We start from the raw sequence: 23,561 nt of genomic DNA on the forward strand, positions 1-23,561 counted from the left end.
TCAGCCGCCTGGCCTGGGGTTGGATTCCTCGGCCGCCGGACCGCCCACCGTGGGTGGCACGACGACGCCCGGGGCGGGCGCCGCGGCCCCCGTCGTCGGGGCGGGAGAGGGCACCCCGCCGCTCGCGGCCACCCTGAGGAGCTTGACCTTCGCCACCTTGAAATAGGGCTGCTTGCTCACCGGATCCCACGCGGTGATCGTCAGCTCGTTCGCGGCGCGCGGCCAGCGGTGGCTCCCGGGGTCCTCGTCCCAGGTGCCGTAGTGGAAGGGAAGGAACACGGCGCCTTCGCGGATCTCGCTGATCCGCGCGCGCACCACCACGTGGCCGCGCGGCGACTCGACGCGGACCCAGTCGCCCTCCTCGATGGCGAGCCGGCGCGCGTCGGGCGCGGCGATCTCGACCCAGGCGTCGGGCGCGGCCCGCTGGAGCTGCGGCGCGCGCGCCGTCTTCGTCCGCGTGTGGAACTGGTAGATCGTCCGCCCCGTGGTGAGCAGAAACGGGTACTCGTCGTCCGCCTCCTCGATGGGAGGCAGGTACTCGGACGCGCGGAGGAACGCGCGGCCAGCCGGGTTCAGCGCCCGGAACTCCGTCTCCGAGCGCGCGCCGCCGGTGTCGAGATCGTGGCCGAAGTCCTGCGCGACCTCCGGATCGCTGAAGAAGCGGTGATCCGTGTAGAGCCGCGGCGTCCCTTCCGGGCGCTCGTCGGTGCACGGCCACTGGATCCCGCCGCCGCGAAGCCTGTCGTAGGTGATTCCTGTGTAATCGCAGGGGCGGCCCTTCGAGCACACCTTCCACGCCTCGAACGCCTCCTCGGGCGTGCGCCACTTGACGAGCGGCGCGCCGTCCTTGTCCCGGAGATCCATCCGCCGCGCGTAATCGAGGAGGATATCGAGATCCGACCGCGCCTCGCCCGGCGGCTCGACGGCCTTCTCGGTGAGGTGCACCGTCCGGTCCGTGTTCGTGAACGTGCCAGTCTTCTCTCCCCAGATCGCCGCGGGCAGCACGATGTCGGCGTGGCGCGCCGTCTCGGTGAGGAACGCGTCCTGGACGACGACGAAGAGGGGCTCCTGATCCAGGGTGGAGCGGAGGCGGCGCAGCTCGGGGATCGAGACCGCGGGGTTGGTGGCGATGATCCACAGCAGCTTGATCGAGCCCTCCGCCGCGTAGCGGAGGATCTTCATCGCGTGGGTGGGCGCTCCCCAGCTCGGGATCACGAGGGGATCCACGTTCCAGATCCGCGCGAGCTCCTCCATGTGCCGCCGGTTCCGGTGGTTGCGGAAGCCGGGCATCTCGCCGTTGCAGCCCGTCTCGCGGGTGTTCTGCGAGGTCGGCTGCCCGTTCGACTGGATGATGCCGCAGCCGGGCCGCCCGATCATCCCCCGGACGAGGTGGATGTTGTTCACCTGGACGGCGGCGGCGGTGGCCTGGTTCGACTGATAGACCCCCTGGAGGCAGGCGGAGAAGAGGCGCTCTGCGGAGCCGAGGACGCGCGCCGCCTCGCGGATCCGATCGGCCGGCACGCCGCAGATCGACGCCGCGCGCGCGGGCGGGTAGCGGTCGACGAGCGCGGCCAGCGCGTCGAGGCCGATCGTGTATGCGTCGACGAACGCGCGATCGAGCCAGCCGTTCCTGAGGATCTCGTGGAGGATCGCGTTGAGCAGGGCGACGTTGGTTCCGCCCTTGATAGGGAGGTGGACGTCGGCGCGCCGCGCGGGGACGCTGCGGCGCGGGTCGACGACCACGAGCCGCGGCGGGTCGGGGCCATCGAGCCGATCGAGCATGCGCATCCAGAAGACGGTCTGCGTCTCGGCGACGTTGTAGCCGACGAGGAACAGCGTATCGCAGTGGTCCACGTCGGACATCGAGCCTGGCTGCCCGTCGCACCCGAAGCTCTCGCGCATCGACTGCGCCGCCGTCGCGGTGCAGAGGCGGGTGTTGCCGTCCACGTGCGGCGTGCCCAGGCCGCCGCGGGCGAGGAGCGAGAGCGTGTAGTACTCCTCGAGCAGGAGCTGCCCGGAGCTGTAGAAGCCGAACGCGCCGGCGCCGTGCTTCGCCCGGATCTCCCTGGAGCGCGCGACGATCGCGCCCATGGCGGTGTCCCAGTCGGCCTCGACGAGCCTCTCGCCGCGGCGGACGAGCGGCCGGGTGAGCCGGTCGCGCGCGCGGTTCGCCTGCCAGCCGAAGAGGCCTTTGGGCCCGAGGCGACCGTGGTTGGGGTGGTCCGCGCCCCGCCCGCGGACGCCGACCATGCGCCCGTCCTTGACCGCGATGTCGAGGGCGCAGCCGTTCGCGCAGAGCACGCAGGCGGAATGCACCCAGCGCTCCACGTCGCCCTCGGCGAGGCCGGGATCGAGGAGCTGATCGACCCGTGTCGGCCACGGTTCGTCCCGCCCGTACGGCGTCCGGACGCCCCAGGGATCCGCGATCCGGTCCAGCATGGGTGTTCCGATTACCGCTCGTCGCGCGCAACAGCGAGTCGGGCGAGTGATGCATTTTGCTACAGAAGCGCCTGCACGCGCGTCATTGGTGTAGTCCGCCGGCCTCGACAACGAACGCTCTCTGCGGCGGTGCGCCCGAGCGCTGCGGAGGTTCCGCCCCCGCCGGCTGTTCGCGGCGCACGGGCTGCGGCTCGCGATCTCGCGCCCTGGCGCTGCTCAAGCGCGGAGTCCCGCGCGGCCGGAGCCGTGGCTCGGCGCTTGCACTCACGAGGACCGAGGCCCGAGCCCGAGCGAGCGGTCGTGGAAAGGAGCGACGGTGCACAACAAGACGTGGTACGCGCGATTCGCGAAGCAGACGTCCTACCTCTGCGGGCGGCCCAAGGTGTTCGTGCTCGCCGTGGCCGTCATCGTCGTCTGGGCGGTCACCGGACCCCTCTTCCACTTCAGCGACACGTGGCAGCTCGTGATCAATACGGGGACGACGATCATCACCTTCCTCATGGTGTTCCTGATCCAGAACACGCAGACGCGCGACACCGAGGCGATGCAGCTCAAGCTGGACGAGCTGATTCGCGCGACGCACGGCGCCCACAACGCGCTGATGGATCTCGAGGAGCTGGAGGAGGGCGCGCTCGAGCGGTCTCGCAAACGCTATCAGGCGCTTGCGAGGGCCGCGCGCAAGGCGCCGGACGACACCGACTGCCCCGACGCCTGACCCCAGAGACAGCCCCTGTGGCCCGACCCCGAGCAGACACCAACGGTTCCAGGCACCGTGCCAGGCACGTGGTCGAGGGCCCTTGCGTTCAAGCACTCAGACCTTTACGGCGTCGGACATGAGCCCGCTGGATCCGTCCCGGAGCACCTTGTTGAACCTCTTCCTCCGGCTCGGTCTCGCGCTCGCCTCGGGCGCGCTCGTCGGCTGGGAGCGCCACGCCGCCGGCAAGCCGGCCGGGCTGCGGACGCACATGCTGGTGAGCGTCGGCTCCGCGATCTTCGTCATGGCCGCGCTGGAAGCCTCGGCGGACTCGGCCAGCCGCGTCGTCCAGGGCATCGCGGCAGGCATCGGATTCCTGGGCGCGGGTGAGATCCTCCGGTTCTCGCAGCACTCCGGCGGCAAACCGAGGGTGACAGGGCTCACCTCCGCCGCGGCCATCTGGGTCTCCGCTGCGCTCGGCATCAGCGCTGGATACGGGCTGTGGCGGCTCGTCGTGGCCGGGAGCGCAATTACCCTGCTCGTCCTCACGGTCGTAAGGCGCGTCGAGCGCCGCATCTCGACAGAGGATGACGAGAACGGGGCCGCGTAGCGGCGCGCGGCGCGGCTCGACGAGGGCTTCGTCCCTCCTCGACGCTGTTCTGGCGCGGCCGTCGAGGATGTGGGAGATGCGCCTGGCCCGCGGGGTCCGCGACGCATCCGATGAGCATGGCCCATTACGTCTCGGTCTTCCTCGTGTCGCTGTCGGCGATCTTCTTCGTCGTGGATCCGCTCGGCATCGTGCCGCTGTTCCTGACGATGACCGCGGGCGATCCGCCGGAGAAGGTGCGAAGCACGGCGCGGCGGGCGTGCGCGGTCGCCGGCGGGCTCATGCTGTTCTTCGCCCTCTTCGGCGGCGTCGTCTTCAGGGTCTTCGGCATCTCGCTGGCCGCGTTCCGCGTCGCGGGCGGGCTCTTGCTGCTCGTCACGGCGCTGGACATGCTGCGCGCCCGCTCCTCGGCGACGCGCACCACCCCGTCGGAGGAGCAGGAGGGCATCGCGAAGGAGGACGTGGCGCTGGTGCCCCTGGCCATGCCGCTCCTCGCCGGGCCGGGCGCCCTCGCCACGGTGATGGTGCTGATGGCGCGCGGGGGCAATGACCCGGTGGCCATGGGGCTGGTGCTCGCGGGCGTGGCCATCACCTTCGTGGCCTCCTACTTCGTGCTGCGCGGCGCAGGGCTCGTGCAGCGGGCGCTCAAGGCGTCCGGCATGGCCGTGCTCGAGCGCGTCATGGGCCTCATCCTGGCCGCCATCGCCGTGCAGTTCATGGCCGACGGCGTGAAGGAGCTCTGGCACGGGTGACGCCCCGTGGAGCTGGACGAGGGGTGTGTCATCGCGGTCGGGTCGGGCAGGTCGGGAGCGAGTGAAGGCGGTCGTCGTCGAGCTCGCCTGTCGGCTCGACGCGGCGGGGCCCGGCGGATCGGACGTCGCTAGGCGGCCGGGCCGCCGCGCGCGCTGGGCTCCCCACGGAAGACGTGCGCGTGGGCGAGCGCGAGGTCGCCGAAGGCGCGGGGCGGGCGGCCCGTCACGCGCTGAACGACGTCGGTGACGCGGTCCTCGGCCCCGTCGCGGATGGCGAGGTCGAGGCTCACGAGAAACGCGGCGTAGAGCGATGGGATACCCGCCCGGACGAGGTACGCGCGGGCGTCCTCCTCGCCGGCGCGGACGTGGCGTATCGCGCGGCCGGCGATGCGGGACACGATGGCCGCCACGTCATCATAGCTGAGCGCCTCCGGGCCGGTGATGACGTGAGATGTGTTGTGCGGCGTGTCGTCGAGGAGCGCGCGCGCGGCGACCTCCGCGATGTCGTCGGCGTCGACGAAGCCGACGCGGCCGCCGCCCGTCGCGGTCGTGAGCTCGCCGCGCCCGGCGATCGCCGCCGCGTGCGGGTGGCGCGGGTCGATGAAGTTCTGCATGAACCACGACGGTCGGAGGACGGTCCATTCCGGAGCGCGCTCGCGGAGCGCGCGGTGGACGAGGCCGAGCCCGGGGCTCCCCTCCGCCACGGCCGACGCGCTGAGCAGGACGAGGCGGCGAGCCCCGCTCGCGAGCGCGCGCTCGACGAAGGGCAGCATGAGCGCCGAGGGATCCTCGACCATCGCGGGCGCCATGAGGTACACGCGATCGGCGCCGCGGAGCGCCTCATCGTGCGTCGCGGCGTCGGCCCAGTCGAAGCGGGCGTGCTCCACGCCGTCGCGAGCGGCGGGCGCCGCGCGGCTCGCGGTGCGGACGCGCACGCCGGCGGCCGCGAGCCGCGAGGCGACGGCTCGCCCGGTGGTGCCCGTCCCGCCGGTGATCAGGACGAGCGGCCCGTCGCTCCCCGCGCGCGTTCTCATGACGCTCCCTCGCGATGCGTGTTGAGCTCGTCGCCGAAGGCCTCGAGGACGGGCGCTGGATTCCAGTACTCGCGGTAGCGCACGACGCGGCCGTTCCTCGTCGCGACGATCATCACATAGTCCTGCTCGTAGCGTTTGCGCGCGGGCCCGATGGTCGCCGAGCCGTGCACCTCGGCGAGCGCGACGTCGGGATCGGTCGTCGGATACCGCCGCACGTCCCGGAGCTCCAGCCCGTGGAAGCTCTGGAGGATGCCCTCGAAATGGCGCCGGATGGCCTCCTTGCCCTCGAGGCGCGCCGGCGCGCCGAGCGCCGGCGCGTACGGGAACTCGACGGTTGCGTCGTCGGCGAAGAGGTCGAGCCAGCCATTCATGTCACGACCGATGAGATCGAGGAGCGCGTCGAGCGCCTGCGCGGCGTCGAGCGGCCGGGGATGCGGGAGGGGGTGGGTCATGGAGTGTCCTTTCCTTTCGTGTCGACGAGGCCAGCGTAGAGACGCCGCGATTGCCGCGCGTCCGGCTCCACGATCCGCGCGTCCACGATCCACGGCCGGCGTCGCTCTCTCGGCGGGTCGCGCGCGCCGGCGTGGCGCGGCCCGCCGCGTGGTGTAGAGTCGATCACGCCATGTCCGCCGCGTTCGACGAGCTGGCCCGGAGCGTCGTGCTCCGCGAGGCCGAGGTGAAGCGCTTCGCGCTCGGCGATCGCTGGGGCAAGCGGCAGCCGGCGCAGCGCGCCTCTGCCCGCGTGTACGCGGCGCTCCGCGGCGGCGGGTGGATCGACGTCGCGCGCCGGCGGCTCGCGCTCGGCGCGGGAGAGCTCGTGTTCCTGCCGCGCGCCGAGGAGCACGCCATCCGCGATCGGCCGACGACCTCGCTCGCGCACCCGGAGGCCCTCTGTCGCGGGATGCGCGCCGTGGCCGACGACGCCCTGGCCACGGAGGCCCCGCCGGAGACGCGCCTCGTCGTCGTCGACCTGCACGTCGACGCGGCCGGCGCCCCGTGGGTCGCGCTGCTGCCGCCCGCGGTGCACGTCGCGGGCGCGGCGCCGGGGCTCGCGCGCTGGCTCAACGACACGCTCGCGCTGCTCGCCGGCCCGCCGGCGCTCTCGGCGGCGCTGCGCCGCTCGGTCGGCGAGGCGTGGGCGCACGCGCTCTTCGCGAGCGCGCTGCGCGACCCTGCGGCGTCGCTGCCGCGGCGGGACGCGCTCCGGGACGAGCCGATCGCGGCCGCGCTCGCGCGGGTGCGCGCCTCGCCCGAGCGCGCGTGGGAGCTCGGGGACCTCGCGCGAGCGGCCGGGCTCTCGCGATCCGCGTTCGCGGCGCGCGCGACGGCGCTCCTCGGCGAGCCGCTCGGCCATCACGTGCGCCGGCTGCGCCTCGAGCGCGCCGCGGTCCTGCTCGGCGAGACGACGCTCCCGGTGAAGCTCGTCGCCGCCCGCGTCGGCTACGACAGCGAGCCCGCGTTCGCGCGCGCCTTCGCGCGCGCCCACGGCGTGAGCCCCATCGGCTACCGGCAGGCGAGGCGGCGAGACGACCGCGCGCCCACCGTCAGACGCGCAGGTTGACGCGACGGAGGCGCCGCTGAGCCGCGCAGCCGGTATCATGTCCACCCGGCTCTGAACACCAGCTCCCACGCACCGGCGCGTGGTGCGCGGCTTTCGGCGCGGCGCGCCCTGCTGATGCCGTATCCTCCTGCGGATGCGGCAAGGCGCGAGGATAGGTGTCCTGCTCGTCGCGATGGCGGCGTGCGGCGGCGATGGCGATGATGCGGAGTCCACCGCCGGCGCCGGAGGCTCCACGCCTGGCGCCGGCGGTGTCGGGGGCGCCACCTCTGGCGGGAGCGGCGTCGGGGGCTCCACGCCGGGCGTCCCGGCCTACGGTCGTTTCGGAGAGGCCACGACCACCTTCACGCTGCCGGAGCCGGCGCCCAGGGAGGGCGAGCTCCCGGAGATCGCCTATCCCGATCTCGCCGGGTCGTTCCCGGAGGTCGACTGGAGCGCGCTCGATCGGCTCTACATCCCGGCTGGTCGCTACCGGAGCGTCCTGCTCGGCGGCCTGCCCGAGCGGAGCGCGGAGCGCCCGCTCGTGATCACGAACCTCGGCGGACAGGTCAAGGTCGGGGGCGACGCCGCCAACTACGTGTTCGTGATCAAGGGCGGAAAGGGCTGGATCCTGACCGGCCGCCACGATCCAGTCTCGAAGACCGGCGACGAGGGGTTCCGGGGGCACGCCGAGGGCGCGTTCGCCCATGGCCAGGGGACGTACGGCATCTTCATCGACGACGCGTTCAGCAAGGAGGGCCTCTCCGGGCTGGCCATCGGCGGAGGAGCCTCGGACTTCGAGCTGGACACCCTCGAGGTCGCGCGCGCCGAGTTCGCCGGCATCGTCGCCAAGACCGACGACGACGGGCAGGCCACGATGCGCAACGTGAAGATCCACGACCTCTACGTGCACGACGTCGGCTCGGAGGGGATCTACTTCGGCAGCACCCAGGCGCAGCCGCAGCACGCGTTCGAGCGCCTCGAGGTGTACGATAACCGGTTCCTCCGCACCGGCACCGAGGCGCTGCAGGTCGGGCAGCTCGGCTCGGACTGCGAGATCCACCACAACGTCATCGGGCCGGGCGCGGTCCGGTGGCGGTCGGCGTTCGACCATTACCAGGACGGCAACGTGCAGTTCGGCCAGCGCTATGGCAGCTCGAGCTTCCACCACAACGTCGTGATCGGGACGGGCGACCTCTTCGTCGAGCTGTTCCCGACGCGCGTGGACGGCGATCCGCGCTCGCCTTCGGACACGGTCTCGTTCACGGACAACTACTTCGCCGACACGTCGCTGAGCGGGGTGTACACACACGCGGTGGACACCGGCGCCACGATACGCTTCGAGCGCAACGTCTTCCTCGGGTTCCACTTCAACTACACTGAGGTGTATCCAGACATGGACGAGCCCGTGCAGGTCTTCGCCGTGGGCAGCAACGCGCCGAACCCGCACATCCTGAAGGGCAACCGGGTGGACGGGCCTTATCCGTTCATCATGTGGCTCTTCGACAGCGTGCAGGCCGAGGACAATCCAACGGTCGCGGTGGAGCGGGTCCGCTTCCGCGACTTCATGGGCGGCGCCCTCGACGAGGACTACCGGCGCCTGGAGTGGTGGACCGACCGCGCGACGCTCAGCCCGGACGAGCGCGCCGTGACGTACCCCAAGGGCGCGTACGTGCTCCACCGGGGGGCGCTCTACGAGGCGCTCGCCGAGAGCCAGGGCGAGCAGCCCGACCAGCACCCCGACGTGTGGCGCGCGCTGCCGGCCCCAGCGGACGATGTTCGCCTGAGCGCCGACTCGCCGCACCAGGGGCTCGGTGTCCGCTGGCCGCCGCCGTAGCGGGTGTCGGTCGTCCAGGAGGGAGGGGATCGCGCAAGATGACTCCTGATCTCCGAGGAGCGTCGCTTCGCGCGTGAACTCCTCGAATCGTCGTTCCCTTGTCCCTCTCCTCGCCCGGTGGCGTACTGCTCGCCATGAAGCTCTTCTACGCGCCCACATCCCCCTTTGCTCGCAAGGTGCGGGTCACCGCCCACGAGCTGCAGCTGGGAGACCGGATCGAGCTCGTGCTGGTCAATCCCTGGTCGGACGCGGCGCTGCGGTCCCTGAACCCGCTGGCCAAGGTCCCGACGCTGGTCCTGGGGGACGGGCGGGTGCTCTTCGAGTCGGCGCTCCTCTGCGAGTACCTGGACCACCTCGTGGCCGGCGGGCTGTATCCAGCGCCGGGAGAGGCGCGGTGGAGCGCCTTGCTCCGGCAGGGCATCGCGGACGGCGTCAACGCCGCTGCCGGGCGCCTCTTCGCCGACGAGCATCGCCCATCCAGCGAGCGATCGAGCAGCGTCATGCAGCGCCAGGCGGCTGCCATCGAGGCCGGCCTCGACCGGCTGGAGCGCGACGCCGGTGCGCTTTCGGGAGCGCTTGCGGACATCGGCGCGATCTCGGTTGCCTGCGCGCTCGGCTACCTCGACTTCCGCTGGCCGGATCGGGCGTGGCGGGGCGGCCGGAGCGGCCTCTCGCGCTGGTTCGACGTCGTCGGCCAACGCCCGTCCATGATCGCCACGCAGCACCGCTCGCCGTGAGCTCCTGAAGTAGGAGGGTCCCAGGCGGCGCTCGCCGCCCCTGCGGGGGTCGACGCTCGTCGCCTCGTCCGCTTCCCGCCCGCGTCCGGCTCGCGCCCGAGCCCGGCTGCGCGCTCGTCCACGGTGACGCCCGAACGAGCGGCGGCCACGTCGCGAGCTTCCGGTTCGATGACTGTCGAAACAGATTGACGGCGCCGCCGCACTGCCTAGATTCAGTTCGATGACCGTCGAATCAGATCCCCCGGCGCGCGGGCTGGACGTCGAGGCGCGCATCGGCGTGCTCAAGGCGCTCGCGGACGCGTCGCGGCTCCAGGTGGTGAACGCCCTGATCGAGCGGCCGCACTGCGCCGAGGAGCTGGCCGAGCGGCTGGGGCGCGCGCCGTCCACGGTCTCCTTCCACCTCCGGAAGCTCGACGAGGCCGGGCTCGTGACGAAGCGCAAGACCCAGTATTACCTGGTCTATGCGCTGCGCGACGATCTGCTCCGCCTCACGCTGAAGGAGCTGGTCTCGCTGCCCTCCGCCGCCGACGGCGCTGCGCGGCGGCGCGCGGAGCGGGCCCGGAGCCAGGTGATGCGCGCCTTCTTCCGCGGGGGCGTGCTGGTCCAGATGCCGAAGCAATGGCGCAAGCGGCGCATCGTGCTCGAGCAGTTTCTGGGCAAGTTCCAGGCGGGCCGGCGCTACCGCGAGCAGGAGGTGAACGAGATCATCAAGGCCCTGTATCCCGACCACTGCACGATCCGGCGCATGCTCGTCGACGAGGGATACATGGCGCGCGACGGCCAGCACTACGAGCTGATCGCGGCAGAGGCCAGGACACCCGAGGCGAAGGACACGACACCCGAGACGGAGAGCAGGACGCCCGGATCAGGGGCGGAGCACGCAGGAGCGAGCACGATGGAAACGCGCAAGGAGATGAAGCGGAAGTATCTCGAGACCCCGAAGCAGGCGGGCATCTTCCAGGTCAAGAACACGGTGAACGGCAAGGTGCTGCTCGGCAGCAGCACGAACCTCCATGGGCCGCTCAACAAGCACCGTTTCATGCTGTCCATAGGCGGGCACCAGAACGAGGCTCTCCAGCGGGACTGGCAGCAGCACGGCGCCGACGCCTTCACGTTCGAGGTGCTCGAGGTCGTGCAGCAGAAGGACGAGCCCGGGTTCTCCGTGGCGGACGAGCTCACCCTGCTCGAGCAGATCTGGCTGGAGAGGCTCTCGCCCCTCGCGCCGCGAGGCTACAACACGGATACGCGGCTGCGCGAGTGATCCGGCGTCGCCACGCCCTTCTCAGGCGATCACGCTCTGCCGTACCGCGCCGCCGCGCCGCCCCCGGAGGCCGCTGCGCTCGCCCGCTTCCAGGCCACCGGGGCCGCTCAAGGCCGGCGGCGCCTGCGCCGTGCGCGCGTGTCCCGGTGGCATAAGCCGTGGATCTCATCCACCATGGCGCTGCATGCTGCCAGCCGGCATACGGAAGAAATCTTCAGATGTCGTCGCGCCCTCGTCCGATGGCAGCGTCCTGGACGCGAGCGCCGAGGACTGCCTCGCCGGGGGCGGCGAGATGGGCGCCCTGATGCGCTCGATCGACTGGTCGAAGACGAAGCTCGGCCCCGTCGCGACATGGCCGATAAGCCTCAAGACCGTGGTCGGCCTCGTGCTCTGCAATCGGTTCCCGATGCTCATGTTGCTCGGGCCGGAGATGCTGCAGATCTACAACAATGCCTATCTGCCTATCCTGGGCATGAAGCACCCTGCGTCGATGGGCGCTCCGGCGTCCGAGGTGTGGGCCGAGATCTGGGACGTCGTCGGCCCGATGACGCAGAGCGTGCTCGACGGGGGGCCCGCGACGTGGAGCGAGCACCTCATGCTCCCGGTGATCCGGCGAGGCTTCGTCGAAGAGGCGTACTTCACGTTCTCCTTCAGCCCGATACCCGGCGTTACCGAGCGGGTCGCCGGCGTCCTCGTCACGGTGAAGGAGACCACGGAGCAGGTCCTCGATGCGCGCCAGCTCCGGATGCTGCGCGATCTCGCGACGCGCTCCGCCCACGCGAAGTCCGCGGAGGAGGCGTGCCGCACAGCCGTGGAGATCTTCGCGGCGAACGACGCCGATCTGCCGTTCTCGCTGCTCTACCTCCTGGACGGCGACACGGGCGACGCGCGCCTCGCCGGCGCGAGCGGGCTCGACGACTACGAGGGCGCAGTGAAGCCGGCGCGCGTCCCCCTCCACGAGCGAGGCGGCGAGGCCTCGGCCTGGCCGCTCGCGGAGGCCGCGCGGGTCGGCGAGATCCTCGTGGGCGATCTCGCGGCCCGCTTCGGCGCCTTGCCGGGCGGCCGCTGGGGCAGCGCGCCGGAGCAGGCGATCGTCCTGCCCCTCTCGCGGCCGGGCCAACCCCGTCCGTATGGCTTCCTCGTCGGCGGCGTGAGCCCGCGCCGCCTGCTCGACGAGCCGTACCGCGGGCTGTTCCGGCTGATCACCGATCAGGTGGTGACCGCCATCGCGAACGCGCGCGCGTACGAGGAGGAGCGCAGGCGCGCAGAGGAGCTCGCCGCGATCGATCGCGCGAAGACGCTGTTCTTCAGCAACGTCAGCCACGAGTTCCGGACGCCGCTGACGCTGATGCTCGGCCCCATGGAGGACGCGCTCGCGGCGCCCGGGTGTGCGCTGTCCGGCGAGCACCTGGCGCTCGCCCACCGGAACGCGCTGCGCCTGCTCAAGCTGGTCAACGCGCTGCTCGACTTCTCGCGCCTCGAGATGGGCCGCGCGCAGGCGTCCTACGAGCCGACGGACCTCGCCGGCCTCACCGTCGATCTCGCGAGCGCGTTCCGCTCCGCGATCGAGCGAGCGGGGCTCGCGTTCAAGGTGGACTGCCCGAAGCTCCCGGAGCCCGTCTTCGTCGACAGGGACATGTGGGAGAAGATCGTGCTGAACCTGCTGTCCAACGCCCTGAAGTTCACGTTCGACGGCGAGATCTTCCTGTCGCTCCGCGCGCGCGGGGACGACGTCGAGCTCGCGGTGCGCGACACGGGCACCGGCATCCCCGAGCACGAGCTGCCGCACCTCTTCGATCGCTTCCACCGCGTCCAGGGGGTGCGCACGCGCACGCACGAGGGCTCCGGGATCGGGCTCGCGCTGGTGCACGAGCTGGTGCGCCTGCACGGCGGCAGCGTCCGGGCGGAGAGCCGCCCGGGCGAGGGGACGGCGTTCACGATCGCGATCCCGCGCGGGTCCGCGCACCTGCCGGCGGAGCGCGTCCGCGCGGAGAAGACGCTCGCGTCGACGGCGACGGGCGCCGCCCCCTACGTCGAGGAGGCGCTGCGGTGGCAGCTCGCCGAGGCGCCCGCCCCGGCCGATCACGTCGAGCCCGACCACGCCGCGGCCCCCTTCGACCCGAGCGCGCGCATCCTCCTCGCCGACGACAACGCCGATATGCGCATGTACGTGCGGCGCATCCTCGATGAGCGGTGGACCGTCGAGGCCGTGTGCGACGGCGCCGCCGCGCTCGAGAGCGCCCGGCGGTCGCCGCCGGATCTCGTCATCGCCGACGTGATGATGCCGGTCCTCGACGGCTTCGGCCTGCTCCGGGCGCTGCGCGCCGATCCGGCGACGCGGGGCGTGTCGGTCATCATGCTCTCGGCGCGCGCGGGCGAGGAGTGCCGCGTCGAGGGGCTCGCGGCCGGCGCCGACGACTACCTCGTGAAGCCGTTCTCGGCGCGCGAGCTCGTCGCTCGCGTCGCGACCCACCTCCAGCTCGCGGCGCACCGGCGGGCCGTGGAGTGGGAGCGCGGGAGGATGTACGCGCTGTTCGAGCATGCCCCCGTCGGGATCGCCGTCTACCGCGGCGCCGACCTCGTCGTCGAGATGGCGAACCCGCACTTCGTGGCCATGGTGGGCCATCGTGACGTGATCGGACGCAAGTTGCAGCAAGCCTTCCCGGAGATCATCGGCTCGCCGCTCCTCGATGTCTTCCGCCGGGTCTACGCGACGGCCGAGCCGTTCGTCACCTACGACTGCCGGTTCGACCTCGATCGCGGGCGCGGCGTGCTGGAAGAGTCGTACTGGAGCTTCAACCTGCACCCGATGCGTGACGCGGGCGCCGCCGTCACCCGGATCCTGGTCGTCGCGCTCGACGTCACCGAGTCCGTGCGGGCGCGAAAGAAGCTCGAGGCGGCGGCGCGGGAGCGCGAGGAGCTGCTGCGCCGCGCGGAGGACGCGCGGCGGGACGCGGAGCGGGCGAACCGCGCGAAGGACGAGTTCCTGGCGATGCTCGGCCACGAGCTGCGCAACCCGCTCGCGCCGATCGTCACGGCGCTCCACCTGATGCGCCTCCGCGCCGGAGGGCACGCCGAGCGCGAGCGGCTCGTCATCGAGCGCCAGATCAAGCACCTGACGGCGCTCGTCGACGACCTGCTCGACGTCTCCCGCATCACGCGGGGCAAGGTCGAGCTGAAGAAGCAGCGGATCGAGCTCGCGGAGGTCGTGGCCAAGGCGGTCGAGCAGGCGAGCCCGCTGCTCGAGCAGCGCCGGCACCACCTCACCGTGACGGTCCCCTCGAGCGGCCTCGCCGTGGACGGCGACGTCACGCGGCTCGCCCAGGTGGTCTCGAACCTGCTCACGAACGCCGCGAAATACACCGAGAGCGGCGGCGAGATCGCGGTCCGGGCCGAGCGCACGGGGGGCGAGGTCGTCCTGTCCGTGCGCGACGATGGCATCGGCATCGCCCCCGAGATGCTGGCGAGCGTCTTCGAGCGCTTCGTGCAGGAGCGCCAGGCGCTCGACCGCTCCCAGGGCGGCCTGGGCCTGGGCCTGGCCATCGTCCACAACCTGATCGCGATGCACGGCGGCCGCGTGTGCGCGCACAGCGAGGGCCGCGGGCGCGGAAGCGAGTTCACCCTCCGGCTGCCGGCCGCGGCGCCCGTGCGCTCGTTCGAGGCCGCGCCGGCGCGCCCGCCGGCCGGGACGCAGGGGAGTCCGGCTCCCGCCGACCGGCGTCGCATCCTGCTCGTGGACGACAACCTCGATGCGGTCGAGCTCCTGGCCGAGTCGCTGGGCGCGATGGGGCACACGACGCGCGTCGCCGCCGACGGCCCGTCCGCGCTCCGGATCGCGGAAGAGTTCGCGCCCGACGTCGCGCTGCTCGACATCGGGCTGCCGGTGATGGACGGCTACGAGCTCGCGCGCCGTCTCCGCGAGCAGCCGGCGGGTGAGCGCGTTCGCCTGATCGCGATCACCGGTTACGGGCAGGAGGCGGATCTCCGGCGCTCGAAGGGGGTAGGGTTCGAGACGCACCTCGTCAAGCCCATCCAGATCGATCGATTGACGTCGCTCATCGAGGAGCCTCCGGCCCCCAGGGCCGAGTGATCCACGTCAGGGATCCTCGACGACGACAGTGCGTGACCGCGCCCGGAACGCTCTAACGCTCTGGCGACGCGCGCCGCGGCGAGACCGAGGCAGCTTCTGACGGGAGAAGGAACCATGGATACGCGACGCATGCGAATTGCGAGGATGGGTGTTCTGGTCGTAGGATTCGCCGCGACCGCAGGATGCACGCTGGTTTCGGGAGTAGGAACGCTCGAGTTCGACGGTGAGGCCGCCGGAGGCGCTGGCGGGAGCGGTGACGCCGGTGGCGGCGGCGCCGGAGCGGGAGGCGGCGAGGCGGGCGGCGCCGGCGGCGCCGGTGGAGGCGGAGGCGAAGCGGGAGGCGGCGAGGCGGGCGGCGCCGGCGGCGGCACGGGCGGCGGCGCGATGGGCGGCGACATGATGATCCAGGAGTGCGTGCCCGGCGAGGGGGTCGCCGTGGGCGCCCGCGTCTGGGGTGACGCGTGGCTCAACGGGTTCGTCCTTCATTGCGCCGACTTTCAGAGCGACGGCCACACGGGGGACGGGTACGATGCCGGCTCCGTGACCGGCAGCATGACGGGCTCGCACGTCTCCAAGTTCTGCGACTACCCCAGGAACGTCGTGGCGTTCAGGTACACGTACGACGCGGAGCACGTGTACCAGGTCCAGTTTGGTTGTTCGACGCCCGAGGTATGGAAATCGTCGACGCCCAGCGTCGAACAATGGCTCGATCCCATCGGCGGGACGACGGCCGGTCCGCAAGAGTACGGAGCGCAATGTGAGGAGGGTTCCGCCTACAGCTACTTCACGCTCAACGTCAGCGAAGATGGTCAATCCATACGAAGCTTCGAAGGGCCTCGCTACTGCTTGGGAATGCCCTGATCCCTCGCAAGGCCGTCTCCGGAGGCGCCGCTCCTCGGCGAGGTGATCTCCTCTGCCAGGCGGCAGCGACCGGGACCCCAGCGCCGCGGGAGGCGAGCTTCAGGCCTCCGGGCGCGGTCGAGCGCCGAGACGGGCTGATCCGTTATAAAAGAAATTTCGTCCGTTATAGTGGACACTGGCGCTGCCCCGTGGTACTGGGCATCCAACGGACGGTATAGCGATGCACTATCGACAGCTGGGTGACAGCGAGCTCCGGGTCTCGGAGCTCTGCCTTGGGACGATGACGTTCGGCGAGCAGAACACGCTCGAGGACGCCAGAGCGCAGCTCGACTACGCGTTCGACGCGGGCATCAACTTCGTCGACGCGGCCGAGATGTACCCCGTGCCGACCCGCGCCGAGACGCAGGGGCGCACGGAGAGCTACGTGGGCGAGTGGCTGAGCCAGCGGCCGCGCGACAAGGTGATCGTCGCGACGAAGATCGCGGGGCCGGGCCGCCCGATCCCGTGGGTCCGCGGCGGCTCGCTCGCGATCAACCGCGCCAACGTCCGGCGCGCGGTCGAGGACAGCCTGCGGCGCCTCAGGACCGATTACATCGATCTCTACCAGATCCACTGGCCCGATCGGTACGTGCCGCAGTTCGGCGCGAGCGCCTACGATCCGGCGAACGAGCGGTCGAGCACGCCGATCGCCGAGCAGCTCGCGGCGTTCGCGGAGGTGATCCGCGACGGCAAGGTCCGGTATTTCGGGCTCAGCAACGAGACCGCCTGGGGGGTGGCGCAGTGGAGCCGCGTCGCGGCGCAGCTCGGGCTCCCCAGGCCGGTGTCGATCCAGAACGCCTACAGCCTCGTCAACCGCACGTTCGACTCCGCGCTCGCGGAGGCCTCGCGCCGCGAGGACGTCCCGCTGCTCGCCTATAGCCCGCTCGCGTTCGGCCTGCTCACGGGCAAGCACCTGGGCGGGCCGCCGCCGGGCTCGCGCTTCGCCCGGTTCGAGTCCTTCGGCCAGCGCTACAGGAAGCCCAACGTGGACGAGGCGGTGCAGGCCTACGTCAAGCTCGCGCGCGCCCACGGCCTGAGCCCGGCGTCGCTCGCGCTCGCCTTCGTGCGCAGCCGCTGGTTCGTGGCGAGCACCATCCTCGGGGCGACCACGCTCGAGCAGCTCGAGGAGAACGTGAAGAGCGCAGGCGTTGTGCTCGACGCGGCGGTGCTCGGCGAGATCGACCAGATCCACGCCCGGTACCCGAACCCGGCGCCCTGACCAGCTGGCCCCGGCGGCCCCCGCTCGCCCGGGGCGGCGCGGTTCGACCTCTCTGTTGGCGGGAGCGCAGCGCTCTCGGCCGCGCGATGCTGCGGCGCCGGCGGGCAGCCGCCGCGCCGGCACGGAGGGGGGATCAGATGATGACCAAGCTACCCAGGCGGAGCCTGCTCGCAGGCCTGCTGGCGATGGGCGCCGCGGGCTGCACGGGCTCGGGGGCGATGACGAGCGCGGGCGCTCGCCGGAAGGCGCCGGCCGATCCGTGGCAGGGCGTCCGGGGCGAGTTCAACCTGTCGCCAGCGTGGATCCACATGACGGGCTTCCTGCTCGCCTCGCACCCGCGGCCCGTCCGCGAGGCGATCGAGAGGCTGCGGAGCGAGCTCGACGAGAACCCGGTGGACGCGCTCCACGCGCACGAGGATCTGGCGCCGGTGCGGGAGGCCGCCGCGGCGTACATGGGCGTCGGGGCCGAGGAGATCGCGCTCACGGACAGCACGACGATGGGGCTCGCGTCGATGTACCTCGGCCTGCCGCTCGAGGCCGGCGACGAGGTGCTCACGACGGAGCACGATCACTACTCCACGCACGAGTCGCTCCGGCTCGCCGCGGAGCGGACCGGCGCGGTGGTGCGGAAGATCGCGCTCTATGCGAGGGGCAGCGCGGCGACGGCGACGGAGATGGCGGGGGCGATCGAAGCGGCGCTCACCCCGGCCACGCGGGTCGTGGCCATCACGTGGGTCCACTCGAGCTCGGGCGTGAAGACGCCGGTGCGCGCCATCGCCGAGGTCGTCGCCAGGTCGAACCAGGGCCGGGCGCCGAGGGAGCGCGTCGTCTGCTGCGTGGACGGCGTGCACGGCTTCGGCGTCGAGGACGCCACGATGGCCGATCTCGGCTGCGACTTCTTCGCCGCGGGCTGTCACAAATGGATGTTCGGGCCGCGGGGCACCGGGGTGCTCTGGGGCAGGCGGGAGCTCTGGCCGACGCTGCGCCCGAGCATCCCGTCCTTCGGAAAGGCAGCATACGAAGCCTGGCTGCGGCAGCAGCCGCCGCCGCCCACGACCGCGGACATGATGTCTCCCGGAGGGTTCCACTCCTTCGAGCACCGGTGGGCGCTGCCCGCGGCGTTCGCGTTCCACCGGGGCATCGGCAAGGCCAAGGTCGCGGCCCGGATCCACGCCTTGAACCGGCAGTGCAAGGAAGGGCTCAAGGGGATGGGCCACGTCACCCTGCACACGCCGCTCGACGACGCCCTCTCCGCGGGGATCGTGTGCTTCGAGGTGGCGGGCATGACGCCGGAGGCCGTCGTGGCGAGGCTCCGCGAGAGGAAGATCATCGCGTCGACGTCGCCGTACGCGACCTCGTATGTCCGCGTCGCGCCGAGCCTGCTCAACTCCGAGGCGGACGTCGAGGCGGTGCTGCGCGCGATCCGCGCGCTGGCGTGAGGGGCGCGGTCCGGCGAGCCCTCGCCGGACCTCGGGCGGGCGGGAGGAGAGCGCCTATCGGGCGGCCTCCTCGATTCGCGCGATGTCGATCTTCTTCATCTGCATCATCGCCTGCATGACCCGCCCCGCCTTGGCCGGGTCCGGGTGCTGGATGAGCCGGATCAAGACGGACGGCACGATCTGCCAGGACACGCCGAACCTGTCCCTGAGCCACCCGCACTGGCTCTCGGCGCCGCCGTCGGCCGTGAGCTTGCTCCAGAGCTCGTCGACCTCCTCCTGCGTCTCGCAGGTGACGACGAGCGAGAACGTCTCGTTGAACTTCTGGTTGGCGCCGTTCAGGGCCATGAGCCGCTGGCCGTTCAGCTCGAACTCGGCCATCACGAGCGAGCCCTTGGGCCCCGGACCCGCGTCTCCCGAGCGGAGCTCCGAGAGGATCCGTGAGCCCTTGAAGATGGACAGGTAGTACTTCACCGCCTCCTCGGCGTTGTTGCTGAACCAGAGGCACGTCTTGATCTTCTGCGTGGTGGTCATGATCGGGGCTCCTGGCCGGGGTCGGGCCCGGCGGTGAGGTGAGGACGGCGGGGTCACCGCGACCGCGCTCTGCCTGGATGTCGGAGCACGTTGCGCCGGCTCGACATGGAGCCGACGATTTTTTTTTCGGTCCACCGGGGCGGCCGGGCTCCAGGGTCGCCGGGGCGGCCGAGGGGGGCGGGGCGGCAGGCCGCCGTGATGCGTCCGCCGCCGCTGCGGGGCGGCGGCGGGCGAGGATGAGCTCGCGGGCGGGGTGGAACGTCGTGGCGATCCGTGAGAGAGCACCCGCATGAGACACATCCTCGATGGGTCGATGGGGGTCATCCTGGCCGCGGGGCTCTGCGGCGCCGGGTGCAGGGCGTCCGCGCATGAGCCTGCCGGCACGAACGCGCCTCCTGGCGGGAACGCGCCGCCCGGCGCGAACGCGCCGCCCGGCACGAACGCATCTCCCGGCACGAACATCCCTCCGACGGAAGAGCCCGCCACGCCGCCGGCAGCCGCCCCGATGGGCGAGCGGATCGTCGTGGGCAGCGATCCGTGCAAGAGCGACGCAGACTGTGTGCCCGTGTGCGCGTGCCACGCGGCCGCGTGCATCGCGAAGGCCACCGCGCCGACGTGTGATCGAGGCCTGATGTGCACGCAGGAGTGCCGGCCCGGAACGATGGATTGCGGCGGAGGCTGCCTCTGCCAGGGCGGCCGGTGCGCGGCCCGCCTGATCAACGTGCCCCCGCCCTGAGCCCCTTTGTGTGCGCCGGCCTGCGGATGCGCGCGTAAAAGCTCTTGGAGACCGGTGAAGGCCCACCAGGCATGGGCCTTCACCGAGCTTCGCGCCGCGTTCTCCTACCTCCAAACATGAACGTTGACGTTAACGTGGTCGTAGACGTTAACGTGGTCGTGGTCGTGGTCGTGGTCGTGGTCGTCAACGGCAGGCCGTGAACGACCACGACCACGTTAACGACCACGACCACGACCACGACCACGTTAACGACCACGACCACGACCACGACCACGTTAACGACCACGACCACGACCACGTTAACGACCACGTTAACGACCACGACCACGTTAACGTTGGTGACCGGGCGCCCGGCTCAGTCCTCAGTATTTGTAAACAGCGGCGAAGATCGAGCGACGCATGATCTCGTTCGTCGTCGTCTCGCGCACCCACGCGGCGATCCCGGTCCCGTTCGGGCCGAAGCCCACCGTCGGCTCCCAGTGCTCGGCGGCGTTGTCGTCCTCCAGCGGGTGGGCCTCCGTCCATCCCTGCGCGGGCGACAGCTCGCTGGCAAAGATCGACCGGAGCGCGGCGGCTTTCTGGGTCCACACGGCGAGCCCCCGCCCGGCCCCATCCACGGCGATCTCGGGGCCGCTCACGCTGTCTTCGTCGGCCGAGAGCTTGTCGGCTGGCTGGAACGTCGTCCCCGCTCCTCACGCGCTCGATCCTCGATCGTCGATGTCCCTAACGACATCGAGGGACACGGGGCCTCGGAACATCGTGACTTGCCGGAGCTGCACCGGCCGAACGGCACGCGAGGCGGCGCAGGGCGGTCAGCGCGTCAGAAGTCTCCCTCCTTCACGTAAGGGTAGCTCCACAGCGTCACCTGCAGCAGGCAGGATTTGACCCACGCCGCGTGCATCCTCTCGACCTCCTCGGCGGAGTGGCCCTTCCTGGCGAGGAACGGCTTCAGGGTGAACGTCACAGGGAAGATGAGCGCGAAGAGGTTGCGAAACGGCACCAGGTCGGTCGACGGCGCCCCGTCCGTCTTGTTCTTCTTGATGCGGTGATGGCGGAGGCCGATCTCGTGCTGGTAGTCGAGCCACCTCTGGTCGTACTCAGCGCGCGCCGTGTCGAGGATCCACTGGCCGAAGCGCTTTCGGACCCCGCCGAGGTAGTCGCCGAGCGGCTTGCCGTCGGCCTTGCCGGTGAAGGACGCGAGGAGGTGCGGGTTCGCGCCGACGAAGCCGTACCAGACATCGAGGATCTGCTCGACCTGATCCTTCACGATGTCGTGCGAGAGGCGGAGGTACTTCACGTCCTCTTCGCCGAAGAGGGCGCTCTTCTTCATGTCCTCGAAGTCGGCTGGCAGAACCGGGGACTTCGCGACGGCGCTTGTTCCATACGTATATCCATGGACGGTCATGATCGTTCACTCCTTCTGCGGGCAATACCCCGCGCTCACCCCGAGCGACGCGCTCGGGGCGTTGAAACGGTCGTCGCGACGGCGACTGGCCGGTAACAGGCCTCGAAGAGGCTATCGTATGTAGAGCGGCGCTCTGGAGCACCGCTCACGTTGATCAGCCGAGAAATGAACCGCCAAGGCACCAAGGCGCCAAGAGATCGAGAAAATCACAATGATCTTGGCGTCTTCTGGCGTCTCGGCGGCTTTTTCTGCTGATCCGGAGCAACCTCCCGCAGCGATGCCACCCGCCTGCCTGGCGGCTGCGCCCGCATCCCGCGAGGAGGAGCACCGCTCTACTCGGGCTGGACGAAGCGCCTCCACGCGTCTTCGCGCTGCGCCTCTTCAGCCTGCTCGTGTTCGCCGCAGTCGATCCTCAGGTGTCGGCCCGCCATCGGCGCGTCGACGAAAGCACAGTGGTGGGGCAGCGCCCCTTCATGCGCGTTCGGCCGGAAGTACTTGCAGGTGACGCACATGCGGCTCACCGGGATATGCCCGCTGAGCTGCAAGGAACGGATGATCTTCACGACCCCAGCCAGGAAGGCCTCTTGCTCCAGCGTCGAGAGCGCGCCCACCGCGGACACGATGGCGTCGGGCAGCGTCGTCACTTTCTGCGCGAGCGCGCGCCCCTGCGGCGTGAGCTCGATCAGGCTCGCCCGCGGGTGGCGCGGGTCCGGGCGCTTGACGACAGCTCCCTTGTCCACGAGCGCTCGGACCGATTCGCTGATGGTCGCCAGGGTGACGCCCAGGCGCTGCGAGAGCTCGCTCCCGCTGAGCGGCCCCTCCAGCGAGAGCGTCGCGAGGATCTGCCCCTGCGTCGGCGACAGGCCCTCGTGGTTCGCCTGCTCCCACGCCTGCAGCTTCATCGCGAGCCCCAGCTTCCGAAGCCCTACCGCGATGCGCCGATCGATCGGCTCGGAGTTCTCCTCGAAGAAGAGCGGGAGCGAGCGACCCATGACCCTCATTTAACTTAGGAGTCCTAAGTTGTCAAGGGTGGCCCGCGGTGAGCCGCGCCGGGTCGCCGAGGACCGGGCGAACGCTCGTCCAGCACGAGGTCGAAGGCCACGGCCCCCGAACTGGACCCATCGGCTCGCACGGCCGCGCGACGTCCCCCTGTGGACCCGATCGACCGCTGGAAGCGGGCATGGAGGAGCGCGCGCTCCTGCGGCAGCCTGCCGAGGTCATCCGGCGTGATCGTCGGAGATCGGAGGCGGCGCGCGGCACGCCGCCCGACGTGCGCTCATCCAACGAGCTCATGGCAGGACCGGAGCCAGCGAAGCCGTTCAGGGGAGCCATCCGGACCTCGGTGTCGACATCGACGGACGGGCTGGTCGCAGGACAGGAGTTCTCCCTCTTCGTCACGGTGCAGAACCCGTTCGAGGCGCCGCTCTCGCTGTGCCGCGTGAGCACGAGCCTGCCCGCCGAGCTCATCGATGTCGACCGGCAGTGGACAGAGCAGCGGATCGAGAGGCTCGAGGACCGACTCGCCGTGATCGAGGGCGCCGCGCGGGCGCTCGCGCCGGGCGGCGACTCCCTGGGCTCGCGGCTGCGCCGCGCCGTCCGGCGGCTGCTGCGGCGCCGCCCGCCCGGGCGCGGCGAGGCGCCGAGGGCGCCCGCGATCGCGCGCGATCTCCGCGGAGCAGGCGGCGAGGCCGCGCTCGCGGCGCTCCACCCGCCGCTCCGGCACAGCGCGGGCCTCCGGGGCCGGGGACCCACGGCGGGCGCGTGGAGCGAGGACGGCGAGGAGGGGAGCACCTCGCCCGAGGGGCTCCTCGGCGACGACGCAGGCGCGGTCCGGGACGCCATCCTGTCGTCGGGGGCCCCGGATCCTCCCACGGTGCTCCAGGCCGGGAACTCGACGGCGCGGAGCTTCACCGTGCGATCGCGGCGCACGCTGTGGTTCCGCACCGCGTCGTACCGGTTGCTCATCGAGGTCGAGTACGAGATCGACGGCGCGAGCAACGTCGACACCATCGAGCACGTCCTCAAGGTGAGCTCGTCGCTGGCGAGCATGATCTGCGGCGCCGTGCTCGGGGGCGTCGGGGGCTGGTTCGCCGCGCGGGGCGGCGCCGCGCCGCTCGACGTGGAGACCGGCTTCAGCCTCGCCGTGTCGCTCGTCCTGGTCGTGATGGCGGTCGTCCTGCTCGCGCGCAAGAGGGACGTGCAGCCCATCGTCGCGATCGAGGATTTCTGGGGCGGTGTCGCCGTCGGGTTCTTGATCGCCTATTCAGGACCGAGGCTCTTCGCGGGGCTCTTCGGTCTGCCCGCGCCGGCGCAGCCCGCGTCGAGCGCCCTCATCTGACAGCG

Annotated in this window: 21 protein-coding genes; 13 read left to right on the forward strand and 8 right to left on the reverse strand. The window is 71.3% G+C overall.

What is annotated here, in order from left to right; all coding sequences use genetic code 11:
* Complete coding sequence (locus tag POL72_RS23820) at positions 1-2,439, reverse strand: molybdopterin oxidoreductase family protein (protein ID WP_272097814.1); 2,439 nt, start codon at positions 2,437-2,439, stop codon at positions 1-3.
* A 316-nt stretch (positions 2,440-2,755) separates the two neighbouring features.
* On the opposite strand from POL72_RS23820, the gene POL72_RS23825 reads away from it, so the two are divergent.
* The 3 genes from POL72_RS23825 to POL72_RS23835 all read left to right on the forward strand — a co-directional run bounded on the left by POL72_RS23825 (position 2,756) and on the right by POL72_RS23835 (position 4,492).
* Complete coding sequence (locus tag POL72_RS23825) at positions 2,756-3,154, forward strand: low affinity iron permease family protein (RefSeq protein ID WP_272097815.1); 399 nt, start codon at positions 2,756-2,758, stop codon at positions 3,152-3,154.
* 118 nt (positions 3,155-3,272) lie between these two features.
* A complete protein-coding gene (locus POL72_RS23830; protein WP_272097816.1) occupies positions 3,273-3,743 on the forward strand; it encodes an MgtC/SapB family protein in 471 nt (156 codons plus the stop codon).
* 116 nt (positions 3,744-3,859) lie between these two features.
* Positions 3,860-4,492 (forward strand): MarC family protein, encoded by a 633-nt coding sequence (locus POL72_RS23835; protein WP_272097817.1) that lies wholly within the window; start codon positions 3,860-3,862, stop codon positions 4,490-4,492.
* A 128-nt stretch (positions 4,493-4,620) separates the two neighbouring features.
* Here POL72_RS23835 and POL72_RS23840 read toward each other — a convergent pair whose 3' ends face one another.
* On the reverse strand, positions 4,621-5,526 hold the full coding sequence (locus POL72_RS23840) for an NAD(P)H-binding protein (protein ID WP_272097818.1): 906 nt from the start codon (positions 5,524-5,526) through the stop codon (positions 4,621-4,623).
* Positions 5,523-5,978, reverse strand: a complete 456-nt coding sequence (locus POL72_RS23845) for a nuclear transport factor 2 family protein (RefSeq protein ID WP_272097819.1) — start codon at positions 5,976-5,978, stop codon at positions 5,523-5,525. Before POL72_RS23845 ends, POL72_RS23840 begins: the two co-directional genes overlap by 4 nt.
* A gap of 170 nt (positions 5,979-6,148) precedes the next feature.
* On the opposite strand from POL72_RS23845, the gene POL72_RS23850 reads away from it, so the two are divergent.
* The 8 genes from POL72_RS23850 to POL72_RS23885 all read left to right on the forward strand — a co-directional run bounded on the left by POL72_RS23850 (position 6,149) and on the right by POL72_RS23885 (position 18,546).
* Positions 6,149-7,087 (forward strand): helix-turn-helix domain-containing protein, encoded by a 939-nt coding sequence (locus tag POL72_RS23850; protein ID WP_272097820.1) that lies wholly within the window; start codon positions 6,149-6,151, stop codon positions 7,085-7,087.
* 133 nt (positions 7,088-7,220) lie between these two features.
* On the forward strand, positions 7,221-8,900 hold the full coding sequence (locus POL72_RS23855) for a right-handed parallel beta-helix repeat-containing protein (RefSeq protein ID WP_272097821.1): 1,680 nt from the start codon (positions 7,221-7,223) through the stop codon (positions 8,898-8,900).
* Positions 8,901-9,034: 134 nt separating this feature from the next.
* Positions 9,035-9,637 (forward strand): glutathione S-transferase N-terminal domain-containing protein, encoded by a 603-nt coding sequence (locus POL72_RS23860; RefSeq protein WP_272097822.1) that lies wholly within the window; start codon positions 9,035-9,037, stop codon positions 9,635-9,637.
* A 220-nt stretch (positions 9,638-9,857) separates the two neighbouring features.
* Complete coding sequence (locus tag POL72_RS23865; protein ID WP_272097823.1) at positions 9,858-10,898, forward strand: metalloregulator ArsR/SmtB family transcription factor; 1,041 nt, start codon at positions 9,858-9,860, stop codon at positions 10,896-10,898.
* 184 nt (positions 10,899-11,082) lie between these two features.
* Entirely contained in the window at positions 11,083-14,988 is a 3,906-nt protein-coding gene (locus tag POL72_RS23870; RefSeq protein WP_272097824.1) for an ATP-binding protein, read from the forward strand.
* A gap of 129 nt (positions 14,989-15,117) precedes the next feature.
* Positions 15,118-15,849, forward strand: a complete 732-nt coding sequence (locus POL72_RS23875; RefSeq protein WP_272097825.1) for a hypothetical protein — start codon at positions 15,118-15,120, stop codon at positions 15,847-15,849.
* Positions 15,850-16,069: 220 nt separating this feature from the next.
* Positions 16,070-17,107, forward strand: coding sequence for an aldo/keto reductase (locus tag POL72_RS23880; protein ID WP_272097826.1), 1,038 nt, complete (start codon positions 16,070-16,072; stop codon positions 17,105-17,107).
* A gap of 137 nt (positions 17,108-17,244) precedes the next feature.
* Positions 17,245-18,546, forward strand: a complete 1,302-nt coding sequence (locus POL72_RS23885) for an aminotransferase class V-fold PLP-dependent enzyme (protein WP_272097827.1) — start codon at positions 17,245-17,247, stop codon at positions 18,544-18,546.
* Positions 18,547-18,600: 54 nt separating this feature from the next.
* Here the strand turns inward: POL72_RS23885 and POL72_RS23890 are convergent, their stop codons facing one another.
* Positions 18,601-19,077, reverse strand: a complete 477-nt coding sequence (locus tag POL72_RS23890) for a VOC family protein (protein ID WP_272097828.1) — start codon at positions 19,075-19,077, stop codon at positions 18,601-18,603.
* Positions 19,078-19,366: 289 nt separating this feature from the next.
* Between POL72_RS23890 and POL72_RS23895 the strand changes: the two genes are divergently transcribed.
* A complete protein-coding gene (locus tag POL72_RS23895; protein ID WP_272097829.1) occupies positions 19,367-19,813 on the forward strand; it encodes a hypothetical protein in 447 nt (148 codons plus the stop codon).
* 79 nt (positions 19,814-19,892) lie between these two features.
* Here POL72_RS23895 and POL72_RS23900 read toward each other — a convergent pair whose 3' ends face one another.
* The 4 genes from POL72_RS23900 to POL72_RS23915 all read right to left on the reverse strand — a co-directional run bounded on the left by POL72_RS23900 (position 19,893) and on the right by POL72_RS23915 (position 22,210).
* Positions 19,893-20,141: a hypothetical protein gene (locus tag POL72_RS23900; protein ID WP_272097830.1), complete on the reverse strand. Its 249-nt coding sequence runs from the start codon at positions 20,139-20,141 to the stop codon at positions 19,893-19,895.
* A 34-nt stretch (positions 20,142-20,175) separates the two neighbouring features.
* Entirely contained in the window at positions 20,176-20,451 is a 276-nt protein-coding gene (locus POL72_RS23905; RefSeq protein WP_272097831.1) for a hypothetical protein, read from the reverse strand.
* 182 nt (positions 20,452-20,633) lie between these two features.
* A complete protein-coding gene (locus POL72_RS23910; RefSeq protein WP_272097832.1) occupies positions 20,634-21,218 on the reverse strand; it encodes a protoglobin domain-containing protein in 585 nt (194 codons plus the stop codon).
* Between the two features lie 332 nt (positions 21,219-21,550).
* Positions 21,551-22,210: a MarR family winged helix-turn-helix transcriptional regulator gene (locus POL72_RS23915; protein ID WP_272097833.1), complete on the reverse strand. Its 660-nt coding sequence runs from the start codon at positions 22,208-22,210 to the stop codon at positions 21,551-21,553.
* Between the two features lie 299 nt (positions 22,211-22,509).
* On the opposite strand from POL72_RS23915, the gene POL72_RS23920 reads away from it, so the two are divergent.
* Positions 22,510-23,556, forward strand: a complete 1,047-nt coding sequence (locus POL72_RS23920; protein ID WP_272097834.1) for a hypothetical protein — start codon at positions 22,510-22,512, stop codon at positions 23,554-23,556.
* The last annotated feature ends 5 nt before the right edge of the window (positions 23,557-23,561 follow it).

This window comes from Sorangium aterium (genome assembly GCF_028368935.1).
GTDB classification, from domain to species: Bacteria; Myxococcota_A; Polyangia; order Polyangiales; family Polyangiaceae; genus Sorangium; species Sorangium atrum.

What these genes read in the sequence shown, in the direction of transcription:
- POL72_RS23820 (WP_272097814.1), bottom strand. Translation starts at nt 2,439, where the DNA reads ATGCTGGACCGGATCGCGGATCCCTGGGGCGTCCGGACGCCGTACGGG.
- POL72_RS23830 (WP_272097816.1), top strand. Translation starts at nt 3,273, where the DNA reads ATGAGCCCGCTGGATCCGTCCCGGAGCACCTTGTTGAACCTCTTCCTC.
- POL72_RS23835 (WP_272097817.1), top strand. Translation starts at nt 3,860, where the DNA reads ATGGCCCATTACGTCTCGGTCTTCCTCGTGTCGCTGTCGGCGATCTTC.
- POL72_RS23840 (WP_272097818.1), bottom strand. Translation starts at nt 5,526, where the DNA reads ATGAGAACGCGCGCGGGGAGCGACGGGCCGCTCGTCCTGATCACCGGC.
- POL72_RS23845 (WP_272097819.1), bottom strand. Translation starts at nt 5,978, where the DNA reads ATGACCCACCCCCTCCCGCATCCCCGGCCGCTCGACGCCGCGCAGGCG.
- POL72_RS23850 (WP_272097820.1), top strand. Translation starts at nt 6,149, where the DNA reads ATGTCCGCCGCGTTCGACGAGCTGGCCCGGAGCGTCGTGCTCCGCGAG.
- POL72_RS23855 (WP_272097821.1), top strand. Translation starts at nt 7,221, where the DNA reads ATGCGGCAAGGCGCGAGGATAGGTGTCCTGCTCGTCGCGATGGCGGCG.
- POL72_RS23860 (WP_272097822.1), top strand. Translation starts at nt 9,035, where the DNA reads ATGAAGCTCTTCTACGCGCCCACATCCCCCTTTGCTCGCAAGGTGCGG.
- POL72_RS23865 (WP_272097823.1), top strand. Translation starts at nt 9,858, where the DNA reads ATGACCGTCGAATCAGATCCCCCGGCGCGCGGGCTGGACGTCGAGGCG.
- POL72_RS23870 (WP_272097824.1), top strand. Translation starts at nt 11,083, where the DNA reads ATGCTGCCAGCCGGCATACGGAAGAAATCTTCAGATGTCGTCGCGCCC.
- POL72_RS23875 (WP_272097825.1), top strand. Translation starts at nt 15,118, where the DNA reads ATGCGAATTGCGAGGATGGGTGTTCTGGTCGTAGGATTCGCCGCGACC.
- POL72_RS23880 (WP_272097826.1), top strand. Translation starts at nt 16,070, where the DNA reads ATGCACTATCGACAGCTGGGTGACAGCGAGCTCCGGGTCTCGGAGCTC.
- POL72_RS23885 (WP_272097827.1), top strand. Translation starts at nt 17,245, where the DNA reads ATGATGACCAAGCTACCCAGGCGGAGCCTGCTCGCAGGCCTGCTGGCG.
- POL72_RS23890 (WP_272097828.1), bottom strand. Translation starts at nt 19,077, where the DNA reads ATGACCACCACGCAGAAGATCAAGACGTGCCTCTGGTTCAGCAACAAC.
- POL72_RS23895 (WP_272097829.1), top strand. Translation starts at nt 19,367, where the DNA reads ATGAGACACATCCTCGATGGGTCGATGGGGGTCATCCTGGCCGCGGGG.
- POL72_RS23910 (WP_272097832.1), bottom strand. Translation starts at nt 21,218, where the DNA reads ATGACCGTCCATGGATATACGTATGGAACAAGCGCCGTCGCGAAGTCC.
- POL72_RS23915 (WP_272097833.1), bottom strand. Translation starts at nt 22,210, where the DNA reads ATGGGTCGCTCGCTCCCGCTCTTCTTCGAGGAGAACTCCGAGCCGATC.
- POL72_RS23920 (WP_272097834.1), top strand. Translation starts at nt 22,510, where the DNA reads ATGGCAGGACCGGAGCCAGCGAAGCCGTTCAGGGGAGCCATCCGGACC.